Raw genomic sequence first — 13969 nt, 5'->3', positions numbered from 1 at the left:
CTCAGGCCTCCGCCAGCAGGTAGCCGACGCCGCGGATCACATGGATCTCCACGCCGGCCCCGGCCTGTTGCAGCGCCTTGCGCAACTTGGAGATATGCGCGTCCAGTGCATTGGACTGGATCTCGTCATCGAAGCCGTACACCGCCGCCTCCAGTGCACTGCGGGTGACGGTACGCCCCTGCCGCATCGCCAGCGCCTGCAGCACCAGCACCTGGCGCCGGGGCAGCGCCAGCAGCTGGCCATCGACCTGCGCCTGCAGCGATTCGAAATCGAACTCCAGCCGGCCCAGTCGCAAGCGTGGTGTCACCATTGCCGAGGGCCGTCGCGAGACCGCACGGATGCGCGCCATCAGTTCCTCGATCGCCACCGGCTTGACCAGATAGTCATCGGCGCCGACATCCAGGCCCTCGACCTTGTCCGACAGCGTGCCCTTGGCCGTCAGCATGATCACCGCCAGGTTCGGACGCAGGGCCCGCGCAACGGCAACGAAGCCAGCGCCATCGCCATCAGGCAACTGGCGGTCGAGCAGCATCAGCTGGTGCACCGGTTCGCGCAGCGCGATGGCCGCTTCGGCCAGGCAACCAACCACATCGGCGACCACGCCCTGCCGCTCCAGCCCCGATTGCAGGGCACGGGACAGGTCAGGATCGTCTTCGACCAGGAGGATGCGCATCGGGGGCTCGGCTACCGGAAACGGTGCCGATCATAGTGCCTGGCGCCCACTTTTTCCGCTTCGGCCTGCCGGATGCGCCGACGCAATGTTCTGACAATGTTGCTCCCCCATCATGCGCAGCCATCCTCCGCAACGTCGTTGACCGATGCCGCCACTGCCCTCGACCCTGCTGCGCCCGCTGCTGTTCTCCGCTGCCTTTGGCCTGCCGGTGTTCGCGCAGGCCGCCGACAGCAACCCGGGCGTACAGGCCGGCATCAGTGCTGGCGCGACCTCGGGCGCGTATGCGCACTACGACGTCAAGCCACTGGTGGTCCCGTCCATTGCCTGGCAGGGCCAGCGCTTCTTCGCCAGCCCGGGCTCGCTGGGCATGTACCTGTACAAGCGCGAGGGCCTGCGCCTGTCGGCGGCGGTCACGCCCTACACGCTGCGCTTCAAGACCGACGACGTGAACGATCCTCAGCTGCGTCGCCTGCACAGCCGGCAGATGTCCGCCATGGCCGGCATCAATGGTGAATACAGCGCCGACTGGGGCATCGTCGAGGCCAGCGTGATGCGCGAGGTCACCGGGCACGGAGGTGGCATGGAGTCGCGCCTGCACTACAGCTATCCGATCCAGGCGGGTCGCTTCACCTGGGTCCCGAAGGTCGGCGTGGTCCACTCCAGCGCACGCTTGCTGGATTACTACTACGGCATCAGCGATGAGGAAGCGCTGCGCTCGGGACTTGCCGCCTACAACCCGGGCAGCGCGACATCACCGAGCCTGCAGATCGCGGTCAGCACGCCGCTGGGCACGAAGTGGCGCGCGACCGGCGTGGTCGCCAACCAGTGGTTCGGCGATGCAGTAAAGGACAGCCCGATGGCACGACGCGGCACTCAGTCATCGGCCTTCATTTCCCTGATGCGCTCGTTCTGAACGAGCACCCGCTACGGACAAGGACTCCCCATGGCCTCCGTCTCCCCCACCTCCGAAGCACACGCGATCCTGCGAGCCCCCGATCTGGACAGCGCCGAACGCGTCTACCTTGGCCTGATGCCCGACCTTGAGCACGTAAGCGCGCTTGCACGTCGCGCGCTCGGCCAGTCGCGCGTTGCCGACGCAGCCCGGGGATACGCGCTTTCGATGACCCTGGTCGGGCTGCGCCTGCAGGAACTGGAGATGGGCGAGGCCAGCGCGAAAGAGCACCGGCAGGCCACCCTGCGCAGCCTGCGCCAGGCCTTCAGCGCCTGAGCACCGGCCTGCCGCAACGCGGCGGCAGTGCCGCGCCCCCGCTCAGCGGAACGTGGTCCAGGCCAGCACAGCGGACAACAGGGCGACCCAGATCACTGCCTTGAACGTACCTTCCAGCATGTTGCCGCCGAACAGCAGTTCAAAGAACGGATTGGGCCTGGAAACCGGCACATGATCGCTCATCGTTGAAAGATCCTGGGGATGGGTGGAGGGCATGCACGCATGCCTGCGCGGGCACAACTCTAGTACATGCGCTCCGTCGGAGGATGTGCCGGGAACATCCGCTTAACAACCTGCGCGCCAGTTCGGGTATGTTCGACCCAACGCTGTGTTCAAGGATGATCGATGCTCAAGCGCGTCCTGTTCCCCGTTGTCGCCCTGCTGCTGTCCGTGCTGGTCATCGCGCTCGGATGGCAGAACCGCCAGCTGCGGCAGATCAATGAGCAGATGGCCACGCAGCTGCAGGACATGCGTCTTGCAGCACATGGCCTCGAACTGGGTAGTCGCCCGGATGCGCTGGCGCTGCGCACCACGCAGCAGACCTTCGTCGATATCGGCGGTGCCCGCGAGGTTCCGCAGATCCTCTATTTCTTCTCCACCGCATGCCGCTACTGCCTGGCCTCGGTACCGCAGCTGCAACAGATCGCTGCGGCCCGCGGCAACAGCGAACTGGTCGGTGTCGGCATGCCGCCATACGACCAGCTGGCGGACTACGCCGGCAAACATGCACTGCGCTTCCCGATCGCCATCGACAACGAAGCCGCCGCGTCCACGCGCTATCGCGCCACCGTCACGCCGATGCTGATGGTGCTGGCTGCCGATGGCCGCGTTGCCTACAAGCATGTCGGCCAGCTCGACGCCCAGGTCGTGCAGGCTGCCGTCGCGTCGCTCGCACCGAAGCCGGCGCTGCCCTGATCCCGCGTGCCGCGCATTGCGTCGCGGCCCCCTGTTACCGCATTCGCGCCACAACCGGCACTCCCGTGCCTTCGGCAACTGCAACTCCACAACGCCAACCAAGGAGATACACATGATCGGAAAGAAAGTGCTTTCGTCCGTCGCCGGTATCGTCGTTGTCGCGGCCATGGCCTTCGGCGCCAGCCAGGCCTTCGCCGTCTCGCCCAAGACCGGATATGCACCGGGCTGCGAACCACACCCGCAGTGCCCGTTCGGCAACGCGGGCAAGCACGGCCAGCTGCTGTGCTGCGATCCGTTGTAACCGGATCCGTGCATGGGGTCGGCATCGCTGACCTGCCACACCCGCCGCGGAGCTGAGCCAGCGCCGCGGCCATGACCGGGCCACCCCGCAGTGGCCCACCACGCCGGGCCGCCTTGAAGCGCGGCCCGGCACTTCCTGGCCCGGATTCATCCTTCCCGCAGCGACTTGGCGGGCGCTTTTCCGGCTTTCGTCGCATACCGGTTTCACAGTGCGGGGGGCAGTGCCACGCTGGACTCCCTTCTCCGGAGCACCGTGCCATGCCGATGCTTGCCCTGCTGCTGTTGTGCGCTGGCCTGTTCGGCCGCGATGCCGACGCCGGGGATGCCTCCCTGCGCAGCCAGATCCTGCAGGCCGACGTCGGGCAGGCGGGCGTGCCCCCGGCACATGACCAGACACCGGAGCCGACGGCCCTGCAGTTGTACCGGCTACGCCAGGACCGCGTGCTGCGCGTGGGCAACCAGCGCCTGCCTGCAGGCGGCCAGCAGCATCAGGCCGGTTCAGCACGTTTCGCGCAGGTCTGGGAACGCGTGGACGGGCACTGGCGGCTGCAGCGCATGATCAGCATCGACGAATGGGTTGCCCAGCGCTGACCTGGGGCACCGGCGACCGTCGCAAACGAAAAAGCCGGCACAGGGCCGGCTTTCATCGTGATCCACCGCTGCACCGGCAATGCCGGGAGCCAGGTGGTGGGCGGTACAGGGTTCGAACCTGTGACCCCTACCATGTCAAGGTAGTGCTCTACCGCTGAGCTAACCGCCCATCTTGTTCCTGCCGCCCGAAAGCTGGCCCTGCTACGTAAAAACCCGGCGCCAGGGCCGGGCTCTTCAGTTCACGACAGCCTCCTTCCGGAGACTTCGTGGTGGGCGGTACAGGGTTCGAACCTGTGACCCCTACCATGTCAAGGTAGTGCTCTACCGCTGAGCTAACCGCCCGTTTTTGCTTCTGAACGTCCGCGATTGCGTCGGTGCAGGCCGCGTATATTACGGATGCCGGCCGTGAAGCGCAACACTTTTGTGAAGAAGATGCTGCACCGCCGCGTTCAGCCCAGACTCGCTTCCTTCAGCTGCCGGATCTGGTCACGCACCCGTGCGGCATCCTCGAATTCCAGGTCCTTGGCGTGCTGGTACATCTGCTGTTCGAGCGCCTTGAGACGCGCCGCCAGCTGGGCCGGACCGAGCGAACGGTAATCGGCTCCGTCCTCGGCAACACCCGCCCTGCCCTTGCCCTTGCCCTTCTTGGCTTCCTTCTCCGCCGCATCCGAACGCGCACCTTCGAGGACGTCGACGATCGGGCGCGCCACCGAGCGCGGCACGATGCCATGTTCTTCGTTGTACTCGACCTGCTTGGCGCGGCGGCGGTCGGTCTCGTCGATCGCTGCCTGCATCGAGCGGGTCACCTTGTCCGCATACAGGATCGCCTTGCCGCGCACATTGCGGGCGGCGCGGCCGATGGTCTGGATCAGCGAACCGGTGGAGCGCAGGAAGCCTTCCTTGTCGGCGTCGAGGATCGCCACCAGCGACACCTCGGGCATGTCCAGGCCTTCGCGCAGCAGGTTGATGCCCACCAGCACATCGAACTTGCCCAGGCGCAGGTCGCGGATGATCTCCACGCGCTCGACCGTATCCACGTCCGAGTGCAGGTAACGCACGCGGATACCGTGTTCGGTCAGGTATTCGGTGAGGTTCTCGGCCATGCGCTTGGTCAGCGTGGTGACCAGCACTCGGTCACCGGCCTTGATGCGCGCGTTGGCCTCGCTCATCAGGTCGTCGACCTGGGTGCCCACCGGGCGGATCTCCACCACCGGATCGATCAGGCCTGTCGGGCGCACCACCAGCTCGGTGATCTCGTCGCCGGCCTCGCGGTACTCATACGGGCCCGGCGTGGCGGACACGTAGATCGCGCGCGGGCAACGCGCCTCCCATTCCTCGAAACGCAGCGGTCGGTTGTCCAGTGCCGACGGCAGGCGGAATCCGAACTCGACCAGGGTCTCCTTGCGCGAGCGATCGCCCTTGAACATGGCGCCGATCTGCGGAATGGTCACGTGCGATTCGTCGATGACCAGCAGCGCGTCCGGCGGCAGGTAGTCGAACAGCGTCGGTGGCGGCTCGCCGGCGTTCTTGCCGGTCAGGTGCCGCGAGTAGTTCTCGATACCGTTGCAGAACCCGACCTCGGCCATCATCTCGATGTCGAACTGCGTGCGCTGTGCCAGGCGCTGCGCCTCCACCAGCTTGTTTTCCGCGTACAGCTGCTCAAGCCGCTCCTTCAACTCCACCTTGATCGTTTCCACCGCGGCCAGCACGCGCTCGCGGGTAGTGGCGTAGTGGGTCTTGGGGTAGACGGTGAAACGCTGCATGTTGCGCATCGTCTCACCGGTGAGCGGGTCGAACAGGGTGATCTTCTCGACCTCGCCGTCGAACAGCTCGATGCGCAGCGCTTCGCTGTCCGACTCGGCCGGGAACACGTCGATCACTTCGCCACGCACGCGGAACGTGCCGCGCTGCAGCTCGTACTCATTGCGCGTGTACTGCAGCTGGGTCAGGTGATTGATCAGGTCGCGCTGGTCGATGCGCTCACCCTTGGACAGGATCAGGCGCAGCGACAGGTAGTCCTCCGGCGCACCCAGGCCATAGATCGCCGACACCGTGGCCACCACGATCGCATCCGGGCGCGACAGCAGGGTCTTGGTCGCGGCCAGCCGCATCTGCTCGATGTGCTCGTTGATCGAACTGTCCTTCTCGATGAAGGTGTCCGACGAAGGCACGTAGGCCTCCGGCTGGTAGTAGTCGTAGTAGCTGACGAAATACTCGACTGCGTTGTGCGGGAAGAACGCCTTGAACTCACCATACAGCTGCGCCGCCAGCGTCTTGTTCGGTGCCATGATCAGCGTCGGCTTCTGCACGTTCTGGATGACGTTGGCGATGGTGTAGGTCTTGCCCGAGCCGGTGACGCCCAGCAGGGTCTGCTTGGCGATGCCCGCCTCGAAGTTGCTGGTCAGCTTCGCGATGGCATCAGGCTGGTCGCCCGCCGGCGAATACGGCGAGACGAGTTCGAAACGGTCGCTCATGGTGTTGCCAGTTCCCGGGAAGGACAAGTATACGGGGCAAGGGGTGACGGCCGGCTGAGGGCTTTCCGGGCAGGCGGGCGCGGCAGTGCCTGATGGCGGCCGTCCCGCTGCGGCGCGAGGCTTGATGCCATGCATCGCACTCCCGCCCACTGTCGTTCAGCATCACGCGGCATGCATCTGGTCGAGATGCTGGTGGTGATCGCCATCCTTTCCGTTCTGCTGGCCGTGGGCTGGCCGGCCCTGCGCCCGGTGCTGTTGCGGCAACGCGCCGACGCCCTGCAGCTGACCCTGCATGCCAGTCTTTCCAGCGCCAGAAGCAAGGCCCTGAAGCGCCGCGAACTGATCGGGCTGTGCGCCAGCGACGACGGTGAGCAGTGCTCCCGCGACTGGAGCGCAGGGTGGATCATCTATCGCAGCGGCAGGCACCGGGGGACACCAGCATCCGCCCAGGACATCCTGATCCACCATCAAGGCCGGACCGACATCGCCATCGTCGCCCAGGCCAGCGGTGGACGGCCGCTGCTGTTCTTCCAGCCTGACGGGCGCAGTCCCGGTGCCAATCTGACGCTGCGCATCTGCGCAGGAGACCGGCTGCATGGCAGGTTGGTCATCAACAACGGCGGCCGCATCCGCAGCGAGCGTGTCGACCGCACCCTTCCCTGCTGACGGGCCAAAACGACAAAAGCCGCGATTTCTCGCGGCTTTTGGAGTATCTGGCGCCCGAAGTTGGACTCGAACCAACGACCCCCTGATTAACAGTCAAGTGCTCTAACCGGCTGAGCTATTCGGGCGGGGAGGCGCATTGTACTGGGCGTTCAGAGGAAGATCAACACCTGATTTACCAGCAATCGGAAACCGTGCCGCTGGCCGTTTTGCGGTTGGCCTGGTCCACGCTCAGCGTCCCGCAGCTGTCCTTGGTCTGGTTGCCCTGGGGCGTCGCAGTCAGCGTGAACGAGGACGCCTTGCCATCGAACGTGATCGCGTACCGTGTGGTCCCGCCCTCGCGCGGCGACACCTTGCTGGGCAGCGCGAAGCCCGAGTAGGTGTTGTTCACCGAGTAGTAGCGCTCAGCACGCTGCGCGTATTCCACCAGGTCCGCCTTGGCCACGCCCCGGTGCGACTGGCGGATGTACTGCTGGTACGACGGAACGACAATCGCGGCCAGGATGCCGAGCACGATCACCACGATCATCAGTTCGATGAGGGAGAAACCGTGCTGTTTGCCGGGACGACGCAGGGTACGGGAAAGAGTGTTCAGGCTCATGGGCATGTCTTCGTTACTGGATCTGACGCCAGGATTGGCGACCGCAGGGATAAGGCACGTACATCGTCGGAGCACCCGCCACGTTGACCGCCATCCAGCAGGCACGTCCGCCTCGATCGGCACCCTTTGCCAGGCGTGGCATCACCGAGACATTGACGTCCTTCACCGGTGCGGTGCCGCCGGTGTCGAGACTCACGCCAGCCGTGCCCGCTCCGTAGGGCGTGCCGGTAATGGACCCGACCCGCGCCTGCTCCAGCGATGCAACACCCGAGATCGGATTGAGGCCAAACAGCCAGTTGCTTCCCTCGGTCGAACAGCCACGGCCACCCGCGGTAGGCATGTAGGTCGGCATGAACACCGTTCCCGACGCCACGGCAGGATTACCAACAAAGCGTTCACCTGCGCCGGGCAGTGCAATGCTCCATCCGCGCGCCGCCCCGGAGAAGGGCGTGGCCGTGACCGTGCGCAACTTGTTGGTGGTGGTCACCGTATAGGCCACCAGATTGGCGGGCACGATCGTGGCCTCCGGCTGGTCCTTGCTGGTGTCGTTGACACCGTACAGCGACTGCGCGGTGAGATCCTGGGGGTCATTGTCGAAGGAGAAGCTGCCGGTACCCAGCACCAGCATCACGCCACCACCGGGTCCGGTCACGGCGGTCATGCCACCGGTAATCGGCTGGCGATACACCTGGTTGTTGTTGTTGGTCTGGCGCGCCGTGGTGAACACCGGTGTGGTGACCGAGGTTGCCGTGCTTTCCAGGTCGAACTTCCACAGCGCGCCGCGCTGGTCGGCCGCATAGATCGTGTCCGCCAGGCCGTCACGGCCACGTACACGCCCCGTCCCACCGGCGCTGTCGGCGCGCCAACGGTCGACAGCCACGATGTTGCCCAGGCCATTGTCACCGGCGGGTGCGGTTGCTGCGGCCTCGGTAGCAGTGATCATCCGCACCGCGCCCGATCCCAGGTCGACCACGAACAGCACGGCCTTGCGGCTGAGGCTGTTGTAACCGTTGCCGAAGATCGCTTTCCACGCCACCCCGGTCCCTTCCTTCACCGGCACGATCACCGGCTTGCCAAGGACATGGCCGATGTTCGCCTTTACGGTGCTGTCGAGCCCCGGCGCCACGTCACTGATTTCCCACAGGCGATTGCCGGTGCCGAAGCTGGACGGCGTGGTTATATCCAGCGCGAACACCGAGCGCCCACCGGCGCCGGCCGTACCGACCAGCGCCGTGGCCCAGTTGCCACCGATCTGCGCGTCCGCCACCGCGATCGGTCCATCCACGTAGTAGCGATGACGGAAGCGCTGGTCGGACTTGTTGGCCGCCACGTAGGGATACAGCAGGTTGGCCATGTGGCCCAGCGCGGTTCCAGGGATGTAGGCGAAGGTCTCGCTGCCACCGGCACCGTCACTTACGCCATTGCCGTTCATGCCACCGTCGAAGGCATGCAGCATGCCGTCATTGGCACCAACATAGACCATGTAGCGGCCATTGTTGCGCTTGCGGGTCAGATACGTGGCATACGAGGTCGCCATCGCGGTGCTGATGCGCTGGTAGCCATAGTCGTCGCGGGGCGAACTGATCACCGGGCTGGAATTGACGATGTCGCCCAGCACGGTGGTACGGGTGCGATAGATGCCCCCCGAGTTGCGCACTTCGCGTGATGCGTCGCCGCGCAGATAAGCCATGGCCGTGGCGATGTCGCCGCCCAGCTTTTCAGCCTCGGTCGCAGAACAGCGCGCAATACCCGGATACTGCTTCTCATCCTTGTTGCAGAGATCGGTGAAGGCGATGTTGGTGCTGCTGAAGTCAACTGCAGCATTGCCCTTGGTGGCGACGATGGTGCGCGAACGCTGCGCGCCCAGTTTCTCGGCCGCTTCCCACACCTGCGTGTACTCGGTCTGCTGCGTCTTGTCGTTCACCGCAAGCTTGGATGCCTTCAGGCGGCTGAACCAATCGGTTTCCTCGTTGGCCACTTCGAACTGGGGCGTGACCGCCAGCGACCCGGTACCGATACGCGCGCCGGTCAGGCCCTGGCTGCCCGAAGGCGCTGGCCCGGAGGTGACCGACGAGAGCACCCGGCGCATGGCCGTGGTGATGTCTGCCGGAGTACGCGCGTTGATGTACTCACCGCGGGTATTGGTCGCGGCGTGCCAGATGTCATCCACGGTGCTGGGGTTGTCGTTCTGGCGACTTGGCCAGTTGCTGTAGACCGCCGAATCGGTATACGGGTTCTGTTGCTTGTTCGGATCGAACAGATTGCCACGCGCGCCCAGCGTGATCCCGTAGAAGTTGATATGCAGGTCCTTCTTGCAGTCCAGCGACTTGTCAGTGCTGGTCGCACATTGCTCCGGCACCGGCACTTGTCCCCGGGGCATCCGATCATCGGTTCGCAACGGGTTCACGTAGTAGTACGCGGCAATATCACCCATGGTGTTGGAATTGCCATCCGAGAAGGGAGTCCCCATGTCCCCGTCCACGTTGCCTGGGGCAGGTGCGAGGGATGACGAAAGGTTGTTGCCATTGTTGCTGTAGCCGTCGGTGAACAGCATCACCGCATTCTTCTGGCAGGACAGCTTGATGGGGGCATTGTCATCCGTCCGCATGAACTGCAGGCCCGCAGCGTTGACGGCATGTCGATTCGGCGTGCCACCACTGGCCGTCAGCGCGATCATGCTGCTGTAGAGCGCGGACTTCTGCCCGATCACGCTCATGTCCCGGATCGCAAGCCGTTTGTTGGAGTCTGTCGAACTGTTGTAATTCTGGAAATCATTGATCCGGAAATACCCGACATACATGTCATTGACATTCAATGCGCGCGTCATGCCGGCGATCATCGCCCGGTTGCGGTTACCGTAGTACGAGTACCAGTTGGCGAAGTTCTGCAATGCGGCAGCATCACCGGTCCCGATGACGTACTTCCACATGTCACATCCGGAACCGCAGGCGCCGGTGACCTTGGTTCGCTGGATACCTGCATACGCATTGGCAGTGCCTGGCAACTGCGGATAGGCGTCACCATCGCTGGTGTACGGCATGTAGAACGTTGCGGGCACATAGCGCAGCGACGCATAGCCCGCCGAGCTCCAGGTCGTGCCTCTCGTATTGGCGTTCTCGTTGCCAAAATTACCATTGGCCCTGCTTGCAGTCCTGTAGGACTGCCCGGCCGGTACCGTCATCCCTTCCTGCATCCTCTGGACGTCCCAGGACGAAGTGCCCAGATAGCTGCTGGCGATCGCGAGTGTATCTGTCTCACGAGGATCGATGAGGGTGGCCGACGTGCTCGCGTCCGGATACGACTGCACCTCTTCATTTACGATCCGCAACCAGGGCTCGTACTTGATTGCGGGGTCGTAGTAGGTTGGATTGTAGGCCGCTGATCGTGCGAACCCGAAGACATCCAGAGCGGGGATGCCGTTGTAGTTGTTGATCCGGGCGCCCGGCAACACGTAGAAATAGCTGCATTCGCCGGTCTGGATGGCATTGCCCCACCGATCATAGGTGGGGAGTACGTCATCGGGCGTGTTGAGAACACCGGCCGACCGGAAGAAACTCTTCCTCCCGTAGTGCCAGCACGCCGTTCCGTCCTGCCCCGGGAACTGGGTCTGGAAGGTCATCGAACCCGAATCGTCCACCGCCATGATGAATGACGGCGGCGCGGAGACCTTCAGGTTCATCGGGTGCTGCGACAATGTGCCCTGCGCCTGCGCGGCGAACAGGTTCATCGCAAGCCAGGTGCCGCCAGCCACCGCCAGCAACAGCCCGGAGCCGGCCAGGATCTTGATCTTTCGGGTCGCCATGACCGGGTTCCTCAAAGCTTGAAAACAGTGTCGACAGCCGCCGAGGAAGTACCCTCGTTGCTGGTGGCGGCATCGCGATCGGAGCCGAACGCGGTGATCTGGTAGACGCGGGTGGGCTCTTCGCTTTCCGGCGTGCCCATGCCCAGCGTCGATTCGCCCTGGATGCAGGCGTCGATGCGGCGCACGCTGACCACCGGCGCCGCCGACAGTTTCTGCTCTCCCACCCAGCGGGTGGGATCGAAGCCGTCATCGCAGATGCGCTTGATGGCGTCAGCCTTCAACGAGCCGCCGTCGCCGGTATTGTTGTCGATCTCCTCGATCGACCGCTCGGCGTCACGGACCGCCCGCTCGCTGGCCTGGAACGCCACGTTGGCGGCCCGGTAGTTGGAGGACATGCGCTCCTGCATGCTCGCCACCTGCATGCCGACCACGCCGATCAGCGACAGCAGGATCAACAGCATCAGAGCCACGTACAGCACCGCACCGCGCTGCTGCGTACGCCCCTGGAATCGACGGGAGACGGAGGGCTTCATGGGTCAGTTCCCGAACAGTCGGTTGCGCAGTGCCACGGACACCTCGTAGGAGGCGCGGTAGCGATCGTCGTAGGTCGTGGGCGGATTGAAGCCAACGCCGAGCACGCCCAGCTGGGCCACGGCCGTATTGGCCTGCTCGGCCGCGGCGCGCTGCGGGCTGCGCACCAGCAGTCCAAACTGCACCAGGCCAACCCGTCGCCACGCAGCGACAGCGGCGGCATCGGTACCGGTACTGACCCCGCTGGCAGTCTTCTGAAAGGCGATTACCCCGGACGGCGGCGCGGTGCTGCTGATCGCCGTCTCGGTATCCTGGCCGTAGAGGAACTGCAGGCTCTCAATGCCCTCCACCAGCTCCTCACCGGTGGCGAACGTGTTGTCGCCAGCGCCACGCGCGCGGTACAGCGCGGGTTCGCCGGCGGTATTCGTTGCCACGTAGTACGCCATCGATTCCACCCGATAGACCATGGTCACCGCGTTGTTGGCCGAATACGCCGAGAGATCGGCTTTGCTGGCCGTGATCGTGCTGCCGGCGATTTTTCCGGCAAACACGTCCACTTTGCTGCAATCGGCCACGGCAAACGCCGAGGGCGTGGTGACGGCACCGGCCGACAGGCGGGCCGCCGCGTCACTGGCGATCGTGATGTCCGGCGAAGTACCGGAGCCGATGGACAGCACCGGCGAGCCTTCCGGCGCAAGGTAGCGCATCACGATGATGTCGCTGCCGCCAAGCGGTTTGGGCTTCAGATTGGTGATCGCCGACGGCGTGCTGCCGGCAGCCCCCCAGCTTGCGCCGAGGGTCAGCTTGTTGCCAGGCGCGGTGCCCTGTGCCTCGTAACCCTGGATCGGCACCGAGAAGTCCATCGGGCTGCCATCACCCGACTTCACGCCGGCAATGTTGACCTTGACACTGTCCTGGGCGCGCACCAGGTGCGCCTGGTCATTCACGCAGCCCATGTGCCCGGCCATCCGGATGTCGCGCTCGAGGAACTCCAACGCGAATCGGGCGTTCTCCTGGGTGCGCGCGACACCTTCGGACAGCTGCGAGGCCGCCCGCGAAGCCATGAAGATCTGGGTCACGCCCAGCATCAGCACCAGGCCGATGACCAGCGAGATCAGCAGTTCAACCAGCGAGAGGCCAGCCGCATGGCTGGCAGCGGAAGGCGCGCGCTTCATAGACGGGTAACCAGGGTGAACGTGGTGATGCTGTCGGGATTGGCTGCGTTCCATCGCTCGTCTCCCCAGCCGATGCCCACCGTGACCAGACCATCATTGACGGTCACGTTGGCGCTGGCCTTGCCTCCCAGCACCTTGACGACCTGGCATTGCCAGCGCGCCACGTTCGCCTTGGAGGCTGTCACGTCGGCACTGTTGGGCCAGGTGCAGGGGCCAGCCGGCGCGGTGACCGAGCCGGCAGTGAAGGAGGCCTTGGTGTATTCGCCACCGTTGAGGGTTTCGCTGCGCTGTACGCGCATCAGCTCGATCAGATCGTAGGCCAGGCTGGTGGCCTGGGTGCGCTGGCTGGCGCTCTGCACGAACCGCACGTTCATGGTCTGCAGCAGCGCAAAGCCAAGCAGGCCGAACGCCAGCACCAGCAGCGCGATCAGCACCTCGATCAGGCTGAAGCCACGACTGCGGGCAGGCCCGCCCATGCCGGAACGACGACGTTTCATTTGCAGGTTCCTCCGGTGGAGCGGACCTGACCGGAGAACAGGACGGTCAGGGTCCGCATGGGGTCACCCGTCTTGCAGCCTTGCGGCACCAGGCTCACGACCTGGTCGGCGGACGCGCGGCGGCGTCCCTGGGAATCGAAGGTGATGACGGTTGGGCTGGGAGCCTCGACCGCCAGGCTGCTGCTGCCCTTGGAGAAGCGCAGCACGCTTTCGCTGCCGCTGACGGAGCCATCGCCATCGGCGTCGCCCCAGGCCAGCATGCCCTTGCTCCACTCACCATCGCAGGACGTGCCGTTGCTGCTGCCGCACACCCCGCCACCATGGCGGTTGCGGATGGCCTCGCTGCGAGCGAGCGACAACAGACCGATCACCTCGTTGTTGGTGGTGGTCAGCCGGTTCGAGCGCATCGCGGTGCGGAAGCTGGGATAGGAGATGCTGGCCAGAATGACCAGGATGACCAGCGTGATCATCAACTCGACCAGCGTGAAGCCGTTTTGCCGGCGCAAAGACATTGGACGC

General features: G+C 64.8%; 15 protein-coding genes and 3 tRNA genes. 6 read left to right on the top strand and 12 right to left on the bottom strand.

What is annotated here, in order from left to right:
* Position 1: 1 nt before the first annotated feature.
* A complete protein-coding gene (locus AC5P9N_RS08885; RefSeq protein ID WP_005408870.1) occupies positions 2–673 on the bottom strand; it encodes a response regulator transcription factor in 672 nt (223 codons plus the stop codon).
* A 145-nt stretch (positions 674–818) separates the two neighbouring features.
* On the opposite strand from AC5P9N_RS08885, the gene AC5P9N_RS08880 reads away from it, so the two are divergent.
* The gene (locus AC5P9N_RS08880; protein ID WP_049397610.1) at positions 819–1586 is read left to right on the top strand and encodes a MipA/OmpV family protein; all 768 of its coding nucleotides are present in this window, start codon (positions 819–821) and stop codon (positions 1584–1586) included.
* A gap of 30 nt (positions 1587–1616) precedes the next feature.
* Entirely contained in the window at positions 1617–1901 is a 285-nt protein-coding gene (locus AC5P9N_RS08875; protein WP_005408868.1) for a hypothetical protein, read from the top strand.
* 42 nt (positions 1902–1943) lie between these two features.
* On the opposite strand, the gene AC5P9N_RS08870 is transcribed toward AC5P9N_RS08875, so the two are convergent.
* A complete protein-coding gene (locus AC5P9N_RS08870) occupies positions 1944–2084 on the bottom strand; it encodes a hypothetical protein (protein WP_005408867.1) in 141 nt (46 codons plus the stop codon).
* Between the two features lie 162 nt (positions 2085–2246).
* Here AC5P9N_RS08870 and AC5P9N_RS08865 point away from each other — a divergent pair, with 162 nt between their 5' ends.
* The 3 genes from AC5P9N_RS08865 to AC5P9N_RS08855 all read left to right on the top strand — a co-directional run bounded on the left by AC5P9N_RS08865 (position 2247) and on the right by AC5P9N_RS08855 (position 3707).
* Positions 2247–2816, top strand: a complete 570-nt coding sequence (locus AC5P9N_RS08865; protein WP_005408866.1) for a TlpA family protein disulfide reductase — start codon at positions 2247–2249, stop codon at positions 2814–2816.
* A gap of 112 nt (positions 2817–2928) precedes the next feature.
* The gene (locus AC5P9N_RS08860) at positions 2929–3117 is read left to right on the top strand and encodes a hypothetical protein (RefSeq protein WP_005408865.1); all 189 of its coding nucleotides are present in this window, start codon (positions 2929–2931) and stop codon (positions 3115–3117) included.
* Positions 3118–3374: 257 nt separating this feature from the next.
* Positions 3375–3707 (top strand): hypothetical protein, encoded by a 333-nt coding sequence (locus tag AC5P9N_RS08855; protein WP_005408864.1) that lies wholly within the window; start codon positions 3375–3377, stop codon positions 3705–3707.
* A 94-nt stretch (positions 3708–3801) separates the two neighbouring features.
* Here AC5P9N_RS08855 and AC5P9N_RS08850 read toward each other — a convergent pair.
* The 3 genes from AC5P9N_RS08850 to uvrB all read right to left on the bottom strand — a co-directional run bounded on the left by AC5P9N_RS08850 (position 3802) and on the right by uvrB (position 6181).
* Positions 3802–3876: transfer RNA gene (locus AC5P9N_RS08850), tRNA-Val, on the bottom strand.
* A 98-nt stretch (positions 3877–3974) separates the two neighbouring features.
* Positions 3975–4049, bottom strand: a tRNA-Val gene (locus AC5P9N_RS08845).
* 107 nt (positions 4050–4156) lie between these two features.
* A complete protein-coding gene (gene uvrB / locus AC5P9N_RS08840; RefSeq protein ID WP_005408863.1) occupies positions 4157–6181 on the bottom strand; it encodes an excinuclease ABC subunit UvrB in 2025 nt (674 codons plus the stop codon).
* Positions 6182–6310: 129 nt separating this feature from the next.
* On the opposite strand from uvrB, the gene AC5P9N_RS08835 reads away from it, so the two are divergent.
* Positions 6311–6847 carry a GspH/FimT family pseudopilin gene (locus AC5P9N_RS08835; protein WP_262204977.1) on the top strand — a complete coding sequence of 179 codons (537 nt, stop codon included), beginning with the start codon at positions 6311–6313 and terminating at the stop codon, positions 6845–6847.
* A 48-nt stretch (positions 6848–6895) separates the two neighbouring features.
* On the opposite strand, the gene AC5P9N_RS08830 is transcribed toward AC5P9N_RS08835, so the two are convergent.
* The 7 genes from AC5P9N_RS08830 to AC5P9N_RS08800 form a co-directional block, all read right to left on the bottom strand.
* Positions 6896–6972 (bottom strand) — tRNA-Asn (locus AC5P9N_RS08830).
* Between the two features lie 47 nt (positions 6973–7019).
* On the bottom strand, positions 7020–7445 hold the full coding sequence (locus tag AC5P9N_RS08825; RefSeq protein ID WP_005408861.1) for a type IV pilin protein: 426 nt from the start codon (positions 7443–7445) through the stop codon (positions 7020–7022).
* Between the two features lie 13 nt (positions 7446–7458).
* A complete protein-coding gene (locus tag AC5P9N_RS08820) occupies positions 7459–11247 on the bottom strand; it encodes a pilus assembly protein (protein ID WP_012479678.1) in 3789 nt (1262 codons plus the stop codon).
* An 11-nt stretch (positions 11248–11258) separates the two neighbouring features.
* Positions 11259–11780: a pilus assembly PilX family protein gene (locus tag AC5P9N_RS08815; RefSeq protein ID WP_005408859.1), complete on the bottom strand. Its 522-nt coding sequence runs from the start codon at positions 11778–11780 to the stop codon at positions 11259–11261.
* Between the two features lie 3 nt (positions 11781–11783).
* The gene (locus AC5P9N_RS08810) at positions 11784–12953 is read right to left on the bottom strand and encodes a PilW family protein (protein ID WP_012479677.1); all 1170 of its coding nucleotides are present in this window, start codon (positions 12951–12953) and stop codon (positions 11784–11786) included.
* Positions 12950–13450 carry a type IV pilus modification protein PilV gene (pilV, locus tag AC5P9N_RS08805; RefSeq protein WP_005408857.1) on the bottom strand — a complete coding sequence of 167 codons (501 nt, stop codon included), beginning with the start codon at positions 13448–13450 and terminating at the stop codon, positions 12950–12952. The genes AC5P9N_RS08810 and pilV overlap by 4 nt, the downstream gene beginning before the upstream one ends.
* Entirely contained in the window at positions 13447–13962 is a 516-nt protein-coding gene (locus AC5P9N_RS08800) for a GspH/FimT family pseudopilin (protein ID WP_012479676.1), read from the bottom strand. Before AC5P9N_RS08800 ends, pilV begins: the two co-directional genes overlap by 4 nt.
* Positions 13963–13969 lie beyond the last annotated feature (7 nt).

It is taken from the genome of Stenotrophomonas sp. YJH_SMC_6, from assembly GCF_059371335.1.
This window is presented reverse-complemented; position numbering and strand designations above follow the sequence as displayed.